10 protein-coding genes are annotated in these 11,723 nt (G+C 71.0%); 9 read left to right on the top strand and 1 reads right to left on the bottom strand.

Annotation, left to right across the window (positions count from 1 at the left end; genetic code table 11):
• A partial coding sequence (locus BM236_RS09370) for an integrase core domain-containing protein (RefSeq protein WP_139230068.1) occupies positions 1–361 on the top strand: 361 nt, incomplete at its 5' end.
• 73 nt (positions 362–434) lie between these two features.
• On the opposite strand, the gene BM236_RS09365 is transcribed toward BM236_RS09370, so the two are convergent.
• Entirely contained in the window at positions 435–1,457 is a 1,023-nt protein-coding gene (locus BM236_RS09365) for a LacI family DNA-binding transcriptional regulator (RefSeq protein ID WP_091122822.1), read from the bottom strand.
• A gap of 179 nt (positions 1,458–1,636) precedes the next feature.
• Between BM236_RS09365 and BM236_RS09360 the strand changes: the two genes are divergently transcribed.
• From BM236_RS09360 to BM236_RS09325, 8 genes are all read left to right on the top strand, one after another.
• On the top strand, positions 1,637–3,193 hold the full coding sequence (locus BM236_RS09360) for a sugar ABC transporter ATP-binding protein (RefSeq protein WP_091122820.1): 1,557 nt from the start codon (positions 1,637–1,639) through the stop codon (positions 3,191–3,193).
• Positions 3,194–3,236: 43 nt separating this feature from the next.
• Positions 3,237–4,310 carry an ABC transporter permease gene (locus BM236_RS09355; RefSeq protein WP_091122816.1) on the top strand — a complete coding sequence of 358 codons (1,074 nt, stop codon included), beginning with the start codon at positions 3,237–3,239 and terminating at the stop codon, positions 4,308–4,310.
• The gene (locus BM236_RS09350) at positions 4,307–5,407 is read left to right on the top strand and encodes an ABC transporter permease (protein WP_091122813.1); all 1,101 of its coding nucleotides are present in this window, start codon (positions 4,307–4,309) and stop codon (positions 5,405–5,407) included. Before BM236_RS09355 ends, BM236_RS09350 begins: the two co-directional genes overlap by 4 nt.
• Before the next feature lie 6 nt (positions 5,408–5,413).
• Positions 5,414–6,451: a rhamnose ABC transporter substrate-binding protein gene (gene rhaS / locus BM236_RS09345; protein WP_091122811.1), complete on the top strand. Its 1,038-nt coding sequence runs from the start codon at positions 5,414–5,416 to the stop codon at positions 6,449–6,451.
• 154 nt (positions 6,452–6,605) lie between these two features.
• Complete coding sequence (locus BM236_RS09340) at positions 6,606–6,962, top strand: L-rhamnose mutarotase (protein WP_091122809.1); 357 nt, start codon at positions 6,606–6,608, stop codon at positions 6,960–6,962.
• A gap of 1 nt (position 6,963) precedes the next feature.
• Positions 6,964–8,130: an L-rhamnose isomerase gene (gene rhaI / locus BM236_RS09335; RefSeq protein WP_091122807.1), complete on the top strand. Its 1,167-nt coding sequence runs from the start codon at positions 6,964–6,966 to the stop codon at positions 8,128–8,130.
• A 5-nt stretch (positions 8,131–8,135) separates the two neighbouring features.
• Positions 8,136–10,181: a bifunctional aldolase/short-chain dehydrogenase gene (locus BM236_RS09330; protein WP_175507622.1), complete on the top strand. Its 2,046-nt coding sequence runs from the start codon at positions 8,136–8,138 to the stop codon at positions 10,179–10,181.
• Entirely contained in the window at positions 10,178–11,659 is a 1,482-nt protein-coding gene (locus BM236_RS09325; RefSeq protein ID WP_091122803.1) for a rhamnulokinase, read from the top strand. The genes BM236_RS09330 and BM236_RS09325 overlap by 4 nt, the downstream gene beginning before the upstream one ends.
• Positions 11,660–11,723 lie beyond the last annotated feature (64 nt).

Genomic DNA, 11,723 nt, shown 5'->3' with positions numbered 1-11,723 from the left:
CACCGACGTCCTGCGCAACGCCGTGGCGTGGTTCGCCGAACGTGGCGTCACCGTCCAGCGTGTTCTCAGCGACAACGGCAGCTGCTACCGCTCCTACCTATGGCGCGACACCTGCGCCGAGCTCGGCATCACGCCCAAGCGCACCCGGCCCTACCGGCCCCAGACCAACGGCAAGATCGAGCGCTTCCACCGCACTCTGGCCGAGGGCTGGGCGTTCAAGAAGTTCTACAACTCCGAATCAGCCCGACTCGCGGCCCTGCCAGGATGGGTCCACCAGTACAACCACCACCGGCCCCACTCAGCAATCGGCAAGCAAGCACCCATCACCAGGTTGGACAACCTGGCTGGGCATCACAACTAGGACAGCAGAACCCGCGCCGGGATGTGCGGACTCGTTCGAAACGGAAAGAGCGGTCGCGACCGTCGCCAGCCTGTCAGCCGCGCGTCGACGCCCGGGCCACCAGCTCGGGCGTGAAGACGACCTGCCGGTGCTCGTGCTGCGGGTTGCCCGCCTCGTCCAGGACCAGGTCGGCCGCGGCGCGGCCGAGCTCCTGCCGGGGCTGCCGTACCGAGGTCAGCGGCACGGCCGCCGCGGCGGCGAACTCGATGTCGTCGTAGCCGACGATCGCGAGCTGCTCGGGCACCTGCAGCCCCGTCGTCGTGGCGTGCTGGAGCAGCCCCAGGGCGACCAGGTCGTTGGCGCAGAACGCCGCCGTCGGCCGGCGCCCCGAGGGGATGCCGGCCAGCCGCTCTCCCGCCGAACGGCCGGCGGCGACGGTCAGCGAGTCGGCCACGAGGAGGGTCAGGTCGTCGGGCGGCAGGCCGGCCGACGTCCACGCCGTGCGGGCCCCCTCGAAACGGTCGGCTACCTGCCCGATGCTGAGCGGACCCCCGACGAGCGCGACCCGGCGGTGGCCGCGGTCCACGAGGTGCTCGACCGCCAGCCGGCCGCCGAGGACGTCGTCGACGGCGACGGAGCAGAACTGCGCTCCTCGCCGCGTCCGGTCGACGATCACCAGAGGCGTCCCCCGGTGGGCGATGGCGTCGAGCACGGGACTCTCCGGGTCGACCGGCGTGATGAGGATGCCCTGGACCCGCTGCTGCTCGAGGTGCCCGAGATGGGTCGCCTCCCGGCTGGCTCGCGCATCGCTGTTGCACAGGAAGAGCGAGAGCTCCGCGCCCTCGGCCGCGTGCTCGATGCCCTGGGCGACGTCGGTGAAGAACGGGTTGCCGGCGTCGAGCATGACGTAGGCCAGGGTGCGGGTCCGCCCGGCTCTCAGCGAGCGCGCGGACTCGTTGCGCACGAAGCCGAGCTCCGCCATCGCGCGCTCGACCTTCTCGCGGGTCGCCGCGGCCACGCGGTCGGGACGGTTGAGCACGTTGGAGACGGTGCCGAGGGAGACGCCCGCGGCAGCGGCGACGTCCTTGACCGAGGCGGTGAGCGACTGCTGAGCCACGCTTCCCTCCTCGACAGGCTGCAGCAGATTGAAACGGTCAAAGGTCGGTCTGTCAATGCGGCCGGCTCCGCACCGGGGCGGTCCGGCCGAGTGAAATCGACCGATGCCCCTTGACGGCTGTGATCGCTGTCACCTAGCGTCCTGCAGCGTCGAATTAAAACGTTTCAAAAGGAGGCGGCATGCAGGACCGGGCAGCGAGCGCTGTGGTGCTCGAGCTGCGCGACGTCGCCAAGTCGTTCGGGAGCGTGGTGGCGCTGCGCTCCGGAAGCCTCACGGTGGAGCGCGGCTCGATCCACGCGGTCGTCGGCGAGAACGGCGCCGGCAAGTCGACGCTGGTGAAGATCGTCGCCGGCGTCCACCGCCGCGACGAGGGCGTCTTCCGGTTCCTCGGTGAGGACGTCGACTTCGCCACGACGGCAGCGTCGAAGGCCGCCGGCATCGCGGTCATCTACCAGGAGCCGACGCTCTTCCCGGACCTCTCGGTCGCGGAGAACATCTTCATGGGCCGCCAGCCCCGGGGCCGGGGCCGTCGCATCGACTACGGCCGGATGTACGACGAGTCCGACCGCCTCTTCGCCCGGCTCGGCGTCCACATCGACCCGCGCCGCCCCGCCCGCGGCCTGTCCATCGCGGACCAGCAGGTCATCGAGATCGCCAAGGCCATTTCGCTCGACGCGACGCTCCTCATCATGGACGAGCCGACCGCCGCCCTGAGCGGCGTCGAGGTCGAGCGCCTCTTCGCGATCGCCCGCAGCCTCCGCGACGAGGGGCGCGGCCTGGTCTTCATCTCCCACCGGTTCGACGAGGTGTTCGCGCTCTGCGACCACATCACGGTGATGCGCGACGGCAGCTACGTCTCGACCGACAGGACCACCGACACCGACGTGGACGCGATCGTCTCCCGGATGGTCGGCCGCGAGGTGGCCGAGCTCTTCCCGAAGACCCCGGCCGAGGTCGGCGACGTCGTCCTCGAGGTCGACGGGCTCACCTCGGCGGGCGTCTTCCACGACGTCTCCTTCGAGGTCCGCGCGGGAGAGATCGTCGGGCTCGCCGGGCTCGTCGGCGCCGGGCGCTCCGAGATCGCCCGCGCCGTCTTCGGCGTGGATCGGTACGACGACGGAGCAGTGCGGCTGCTCGGCCGGAAGGTGCCCGCCCACAACCCGCGCGCCGCGATCCGGGCCGGGATGGCGTTCGTCCCCGAGGACCGGCGCCGGCAGGGCCTGGTCATCGAGGAGTCGGTGGCCCGCAACGTCGGCTCGGTGATCCGGCGCGGGCTGGCCCGCGCCGGCGTCCTGACGAGTGCCGCCGAGAACCGCGCGGCCGGTCCATGGGCCGGTCGTCTCGAGGTCAAGACCAGCGCGCTGGACATGCGCGCGAGCACGATGAGCGGCGGCAACCAGCAGAAGGTCGTCATCGCCAAGTGGCTGGCGACCGAGCCGCGGCTGCTGATCATCGACGAGCCCACCCGGGGCATCGACATCGGCACCAAGGCCGAGGTCCACCGGCTCCTGTCCGAGCTCGCGGGGCAGGGCATGGCGATCCTGATGATCTCCTCCGAGCTGCCCGAGGTGCTGGGCATGGCCGACCGCGTCCTCGTCGTCTGCGAGGGCCGGATCACCGCCGAGCTCGACCGCGCCGCGGCGACGCCGGAGCGCGTCATGCGCGCGGCGACCCGGACCAGTGCCCATGCCACCGCGGCCGCCGCGGACGAGCAGAAGAGCGAGGTCACCGCATGATCACCGCACCCGCCTCTCGGCCGGCGCCCGGACGGGGGGCCCGATGAGCGACACCCTGCTCGTCGAGCCGAGCGCCCAGCCGGCCGCAGCACGCGTGCTCGGGACGCTGCTGCGCTCGCGTGAGATCGCCATCGGCGCGGTGCTGGTCCTGCTGGTCGTCCTGACCACGCTGAAGAGCAGCGGCTTCGTGTTCAGCTCCGACGGCTGGCGCAACCTGCTCGTCTCGCCCGCGCTCCTGCTGATCCTCGCCGTCGGCCAGGCGGTCGTGATCATCACCCGCAACGTGGACCTGTCCGTGGGCTCGACGCTCGGCCTGACGGCGTACCTCACCGGCAAGGTCTTCATCGCCTCGCCCGGCATGCCCGTGGTCGCCGTCTTCGTCATCGGACTCGCCTTCGGCGGCCTGCTCGGGCTGGTGAACGGCCTCCTCGTCGCCTACGGCCGGGTGCCCGCGATGGTCATCACCCTGGGCACCCTCTACATCTACCGCGGCGTCTTCCTGAGCTGGGCCGGCAGCGACCGGGTCAACGCCGACGACTTCCCGCAGGGGTTCAACGACCTCGGCACCGCCTCGGTGCTGTCGGTGCCCGTGGTGATGCTCATCGCCCTGGCCGTCATGGCCGTCGTCGGCTACTACCTCCGCACCGCGCGGGGCGGGCGCGAGCTCTACGCGACAGGCTCCGACCCCGACGCCGCGACGCTCTACGGCCTTCCCGTCATCCGCCGGGTGCTGGTCGCCTTCGTGCTCAGCGGCGCCCTGGCCGGCGTCGCCGGGGTGGTCTACGCCGCGCGCTACGGCACCGTCTCCTCCGGCGCCGGCTCCGGCCTGGAGCTGCAGGCGGTCGGCGCGGCGGTCATCGGCGGCGTCGCGATCGCGGGCGGCGTCGGCACCGTCTGGGGAGCCGCGCTCGGTGCGGTCCTCCTGATCACGATCAACCGGGCACTGCCGATGGTCGGCATCTCCGACTTCTGGCAGCGGGCCGTGGTCGGCGCGCTGATCATCGCCGCCATCGTCCTCGACCGGGTCCTCGCGGCCCGCCAAGAGCGACAGCTGGTCGCCGCTCGCGACCTGGCCCGGCGCGAGCCGGACCGCAGGAAGGCAGGGACCCCCGCATGAGCACCGCCACCGCCTCCCGGCCGGAGGGCGCCGCGCCCGCACGCAGCTATCCGTCGTACGCCGCCCCGCTGTGGCGGCGGGCGCTGCTGACCCGCGAGTTCGCGATCATCGCGCTGCTCGGGATCGTCTACCTCTACTCGCTCGGCAACGTCCCGAACTTCGACGGGCCGCTCACGCTCTACTACCTCTTCCTCGACATCGCGCCGATCCTGCTCATCGCTCTGCCGATGGCGATGATCATGATCACTGCCGAGATCGACCTGTCGGTCGCGAGCGTCGTCGGGCTGTCCAGCGTGCTGGTGGGCGTCCTCCACCAGGACGCGGGCCTGTCCATCCCGCTCGCGGCACTCGCCGCGATGGCCGTGGGCGCGGTCTGCGGAGCGGCCAACGGCTTCCTCGTGTCGTACGTCGGCCTGCCGTCGCTCGCCGTCACGATCGGGACGATGGCGCTCTACCGGGGCGTCGCGGTCGGCCTGCTCGGGACCAAGGCGGTCACCGACTTCCCCGAGCGCTGGACCGACCTGGCCAAGGAGCGGATCTTCGGGCCGGGCACCAGCTATCCGACGATCCTCATCCCGTTCGTCGTGCTGCTGGTCCTCGCCGTCTGGTTGCTGCACTTCTCGAACTTCGGGCGAGGCATCTACGAGATCGGGCACAACGCCGAGGCCGCGCACTTCACCGGCGTCGACGTGGAGCTCACGAAGTTCTGGCTCTTCGTCATCAGCGGGGCCGTCTCCGCCTTCGCGGGCGTCTACTACACGCTGCGCTACGGCAGCGCCCGCGGCGACAACGCCACCGGCCTCGAGCTGCAGGTGATCGCCGCCGTCGTCCTCGGTGGGGTGTCGGTCTTCGGCGGCCGCGGCGCACTCCACGGCGTCGTCGCCGGCGTCGTCCTCATCGGGATCATCTCGAGCGCGATGCGCCTCGAGGGCCAGACGGTCAACCTCATCAACATCGTGATCGGAGTGCTCCTGGTGCTCTCCGTCCTCTCCACCAGCCTCCTCGCCTTGGCCTCGGGTCTCCTCAGGGCAAGGACCAGGGGCAAGCGCCCCTCCAGTCGGCGTGCGGTCGCCGCAGCCAACCCGAATGAAAGGTAACGAACGATGAAGTTCCGGAACCGACGGATCGTCGCGGTCGCCGCGGTCGCGCTCTCCGCCAGCCTCGGCCTGACCGCGTGTGGCGGCAGCGACAGCGATGGTGGCGCCAAGGCCAGCGGTGGCGGCGGTGGAGGCGACGTCTCGATCACCTTCATGCCGAAGAACCTCGGCAACCCCTACTTCGACACCAGCGACGCGGGCGGCAAGAAGGCCGTCGGCGAGATCGGCGGCAAGTTCCAGGAGGTCGGCCCGGACGCCGCCTCTCCCGACGCCCAGGTGCCGTTCATCAACACCGCGGCCCAGCAGGGCGTGAAGGCCCTCGTCGTCTCCGCCAACGACCCGAAGGCGATCTGCGACGCCCTCAACGAGGCGCGCGACGCGGGCACCAAGGTCGTCACCTTCGACTCCGACACCGACCCGTCGTGCCGCGACCTCTACGTCAACCAGGCCACCGCCGAGGGCATCGCCAAGGCGCAGATCGACCTGATCTCCCAGCAGATCGGCGACTCCGGGGAGATCGCGATCCTGTCGGCCGCGGCCAACGCGACCAACCAGAACGCGTGGATCGACCTGATGAAGAAGGACCTGGCCGACCACCCGAACATCAAGCTCGTCGACACCGTCTACGGCGACGACGACGACCAGAAGTCGTTCGACCAGACGGCCGCCCTGCTGCAGAAGCACCCGAACCTCAAGGGGATCATCTCGCCGACCACCGTCGGCATCGCGGCTGCGGCCCGTTACCTGTCGACCTCCTCGTCGAAGGGGAAGGTCGCACTGACCGGTCTGGGCACCCCGAACCAGATGAAGGAGTACGTCAAGGACGGCACCGTGACGTCGTTCGCGCTGTGGAACCCCGAGGACCTGGGCTACCTGGCGGCGTACGCGGCCGATGCGCTGGTCAAGGGCGACATCAGCGGCAAGGAGGGTGACACGTTCACCGCCGGCAAGCTCGGCGAGTTCAAGGTCGGCGCCGACGCGACCGTCCTGCTGGGCGACCCGTTCGTCTTCACCAAGGACAACATCGACCAGTTCAACTTCTGATCGCCCCCGGCCCGAGCTTGCGAGGGCCGGAACAGGCGATCAGGTCGAGGAGGGACCCGCAGACCCGAACGTGCGAGGGGCTGCGGGGCCCGTCTCGAGACCTCGGCGAACCGACGCGTCGACCCCAACCACCACGATCAAGAGGACGGACCCGATGCAACGCGTGTGCTTCCAGCTCCAGGTGAGGCCCGACCGGCTGGAGGAGTACAAGCGGCGCCACGCGGCCGTGTGGCCCGACATGCTGCGGGCCCTGCACGAGACCGGCTGGCACAACTACTCGCTCTTCCTGCGCCGCGACGGCCTGCTCATCGGCTACCTGGAGACGCCGTCCCTCGAGCAGGCACAGGCAGGCATGGCAGCGCACGAGGTCAACGCCCGGTGGCAGGGGGAGATGGCGGAGTTCTTCGAGGACCTCGGGGAGTCGGCCCCGGACGTCGGCTTCCTGGTGCTCGAGGAGATCTTCCACCTCGAGGACCAGCTCGGCACAGCAGATCAGACGGAAGCGAAGTGAGATGACCACACGGTTCGAGCAGATCGCCCCTCTCCTCGAGGGCCAGGCGATCGAGGTGCCCTCCTGGGCCTACGGCAACTCGGGGACGAGGTTCAAGGTGTTCGGCACGCCCGGGACGCCGCGCACGGTCGAGGAGAAGCTCGCCGACGCCGCCCAGGTGCACCGGTTCACCGGGCTGGCGCCGTCGGTCGCGCTGCACATCCCGTGGGACAGGGTCGACGACTACGACAAGCTGCGGCGGTACGCCGAGGACCTCGGCGTACGGCTCGGCACGATCAACTCCAACACCTTCCAGGACGACGACTACAAGCTCGGCGCCCTCACCCACACCGACCGCCGGATCCGCCAGAAGGCGATCGAGCACCACCTCGAGTGCATCGAGATCATGGGCGCGACAGGGTCGCGCGACCTCAAGATCTGGCTGGCCGAGGGCTCCAACTACCCCGGCCAGGCCGACATGCGCGGCCGGCAGGACCGGCTCGCCGAGAGCCTGCGGACGATCTACGACCGCCTCTCCGGCGACCAGCGACTGGTGCTTGAGTACAAGCTCTTCGAGCCGGCGTTCTACCACACCGACGTCCCGGACTGGGGCACGTCGTACGTCCAGGTGGCCGCGCTCGGCGAGCGGGCGGTGGTGTGCCTCGACACCGGCCACCACGCCCCGGGCACCAACATCGAGTTCATCGTCGCCCAGCTGATCAGGCTGGGGAAGCTGGGGTCGTTCGACTTCAACAGCCGCTTCTACGCCGACGACGACCTGATCGTCGGGGCGGCCGACCCGTTCCAGCTCTTCCGCATCCTCTTCGAGTGCATCCGCGGCGGGGCCTTCGGGCCGGACAGCGACGTCGCCTACATGCTCGACCAGTGCCACAACATCGAGAAGAAGGTCCCGGGCCAGATCCGGTCGGTGCTCAACGTGCAGGAGATGACCGCACGCGCGCTGCTCGTCGACCGTGACGCGCTGACCCGGGCGCAGGAGGACGGCGACGTCCTGCTGGCCAACGAGATCTTCATGGACGCCTTCTACACCGACGTCCGACCGCACCTCGCCGCCTGGCGCGAGGAGCGCGGGCTGCCCGCCGACCCGATGCGGGCCTACCTCGCCAGCGGCTACCAGGAACAGATCGAGGCGGACCGCGTGGGCGGGACGCAGGCAGGATGGAACTGACTCACATGAGCACCCCGCAGGAGCTGATCGCCCGCTCCAACCGACTGGGCGCGGACCCGAGGAACACCAACTACGCGGGCGGCAACACCTCCGCCAAGGGCACCGAGACCGACCCGGTCACCGGCGAGCCGGTCGAGCTGCTCTGGGTCAAGGGCTCCGGCGGTGACCTCGGCACGCTGAAGGAGACGGGCCTGGCCGTGCTCCGCCTCGACCGGATGCGTGCCCTCGTCGACGTCTATCCGGGCGTCGAGCGGGAGGACGAGATGGTGGCGGCCTTCGACTTCTGCCTGCACGGCAAGGGGGGCGCCGCCCCGTCCATCGACACCGCCATGCACGGTCTCGTGGACGCCGCCCACGTCGACCACCTGCACCCCGACGCCGGGATCGCGATCGCGACCGCCGCCGACGGCGAGGCGCTGACCAAGGAGGTCTTCGGCGGACGGGTCGTCTGGGTGCCGTGGCGCCGGCCCGGCTTCCAGCTCGGCGTCGACATCGCCCGGATCAAGGAGCAGAACCCGCAGGCCATCGGGTGCATCCTGGGCGGCCACGGCATCACCGCGTGGGGCGAGACCAGCGAGGAGTCGGAGCGCAACTCGCTCTGGATCATCGACACCGCAGCCGCCTACATCGCCGAGCACAGCAGGCCGGAGCCCTTCGGTCCCGCCCTCGAGGGGTACGCCGGGCTGCCCGACGCCGAGCGACGCGCCAAGGCGGCAGCGCTCGCCCCGGCCATCCGGGGCATCGCGTCGGGTGCCGGGTCCGAGGGTGGCCGGCCGATGGTCGGCCACTTCACCGACTCCGACGTCGTCCTGGACTTCCTCGGCTCCACCGAGCACCCCCGGCTGGCCGCGCTCGGCACCAGCTGCCCGGACCACTTCCTGCGCACCAAGGTCAAGCCGCTGGTCCTCGACCTGCCCGCGTCCGCGAGCGTCGAGGAGTCGGTCGCCCGGCTCCGGGAGCTCGCGGTGGCCTACCGCGAGGACTACCAGGCCTACTACGACCGGCACGCCGAGCCGGAGTCACCGGCGATCCGCGGCAAGGACCCGCTCATCGTGCTGGTCCCGGGTGTCGGGATGTTCAGCTTCGGCAAGGACAAGCAGACCGCCCGGGTCGCCGGCGAGTTCTACGTCAACGCGATCAACGTCATGCGCGGCGCGGAGGGCCTGTCGACGTACGCACCGATCGACGAGGCGGAGAAGTTCCGCATCGAGTACTGGGCGCTCGAGGAGGCCAAGCTCCAGCGGATGCCGAGGCCCAAGCCGCTCGCCACCCGGGTCGCGCTGGTGACCGGCGCGGCCTCGGGAATCGGCCGGGCGACGGCGCGCAGGCTCGCCGCGGAGGGAGCGTGCGTGGTGATCGCCGACCTGTCGCTGGAGAAGGCACAGGAGGCAGCGGCCGAGCTCGGCTCCGCCGACGTCGCCGTCGGCGTCCAGGTCGACGTGTCGAGCGGTGCCGCGGTGCAGGCCGCCGTCGACGCCGCGGTCCTCGCCTTCGGTGGTGTCGACCTCGTCGTCAACAACGCCGGGCTGTCGCTGTCGCGCTCGCTGCTGGAGACCACCGAGCAGGACTGGGACCTCCAGCACGACGTGATGGCCAAGGGCTCCTTCCTGGTCTCCCGGGCGACGGCGAAGGTGATGATCGAGCAGGGCATGGGCGGCGACATCGTCTACATCTCGTCCAAGAACTCGATCTTCGCCGGCCCCAACAACGTCGCGTACGGCGCGGCGAAGGCCGACCAGGCCCACCAGGTGCGGCTGCTGGCCGCCGAGCTGGGGGAGCACGGCATCAAGGTCAACGGCGTGAACCCGGACGGCGTCGTCCAGGGGTCGGGCATCTTCGCGAGCGGCTGGGGAGCCAACCGTGCCGCGGTCTACGGGGTGGAGGAGAAGGACCTGGGCAGGTTCTACGCCCAGCGCACCATCCTCAAGCGTGAGGTGCTGCCCGAGAACATCGCCAACGCGGTCTTCGTGCTGTGCACCGCCGAGCTCAGCCACACCACGGGACTGCACATCCCGGTCGACGCGGGCGTGGCGGCGGCCTTCCTGCGATGAGCCGGCAGGAGCTGCGGCTGGCGGCCGTCGACCTCGGCGCGACCAGCGGTCGGGTCATGGCGGCGGTCGTCGGCCGGGACCGGCTCGAGCTGACGGAGGTGCACCGCTTCCCCAACGCCGCCGTGCAGGTCGGCGACGAGCTGGTGTGGGACGTCGTGGGCATCCACCGCGAGGTCCTGGCCGGCCTGAGGAAGGTCGCCGCCACCGGGCCGGTGCACGGCATCGGCATCGACTCGTGGGCCGTCGACTACGGACTGCTCGACGGCGACGGTCGGCTGCTCGGGAACGCGGTCAGCCACCGCGACCGACGCACCGCCGGCATCCCCGCGCGGGTCTACGCGACGGTGCCGGCCCCGGAGATCTACGCCGTCACGGGCCTGCAGGAGCTCCCCTTCAACACGGTGTTCCAGCTCGTGGCCGCCACGGGGAGTGCGGCGCTCGAGTCGGCCCGCACCCTCCTGCTCCTGCCCGACCTGCTCGGCTACTGGCTGACCGGCGAGGTCGGTGCCGAGCGGACGAACGCCTCGACGACCGGGCTCTACGACGCTTCGACCCGCGAGTGGGCGGTGGGTCTGGTCGAGAGGCTGGGACTGCCGTCCACGATCCTGCCTCCGCTGCGCTCGCCGGGGGAGATCATCGGCCGTGTCAGGCCGGCCCTGGCCGCCGAGCTGGACCTCCGAGAGGACGTGCCGGTCATCGCCGTCGCGTCGCACGACACCGCGTCCGCGGTCGTCGGCGTCCCGGCCGGGTCGGACTCCTTCGCCTACATCTCCTCCGGGACCTGGTCGCTGGTCGGGGTGGAGCTCGACAAGCCGGTCCTGAGCGAGGCGGCGCGGCGGGCGGACTTCACCAACGAGGGCGGGCTCGACGGCACGGTCAGGTTCCTCAAGAACGTCACCGGCCTGTGGGTGCTCTCCGAGTGCGTCCGCTCGTGGTCGGCGACGGGCGAGTACGCCGACCTGCCGGGCCTGCTCGACGCAGCGGCCGGCGAGCCGGCACTGCGCACGGTCGTCGACATCGACGACGTACGGCTCCTCGCGCCGACGACGGCCGACGACCCGATGCCGGAGCGCGTGCTGGCCCTGGCCGAGGAGGCCGGTGAGCCGACGCCGGCATCGGCTCCCGCGCTGGTGCGCTGCATCCTGGACTCGCTCGCCCTGGCCTACCGTCGGCACCTCCGCACGGCCCTCGAGCTCTCCGGCCGTTCCGTCGACGTCGTGCACGTCGTGGGCGGCGGCTCGCAGAACGCACTGCTCTGCCAGCTCACCGCCGACGCCTGCGGCCTCCCGGTGATCGCTGGCCCGTCCGAGGCGGCCGCGGTCGGCAACGCCCTGGTGCAGGCCCGGGCGCTGGGCGCCGACCTGCCCGACCTGGCCGCGATGCGGGCGCTGCTGCGGCGGACGAGCGACCTGGGCCGCTTCGAACCGCGGCCCGGTCTCGACTGGCCGGCCGCCGAGCGACGCGTGCCGCTGACCTGAGCCCAACGGCGCCGTGCGCGCTCCCGCCCGAGCGCGGGATGTCCTCTTTTGGTCGAGTTGTGGC

Origin of the sequence: Nocardioides terrae (genome assembly GCF_900112345.1) — a bacterium.
Taxonomy (GTDB): Bacteria; Actinomycetota; Actinomycetes; order Propionibacteriales; family Nocardioidaceae; genus Nocardioides; species Nocardioides terrae.
The sequence above is the reverse complement of the archived record's forward strand: the minus strand, read 5'-3'. Positions and strand labels throughout refer to the sequence as shown.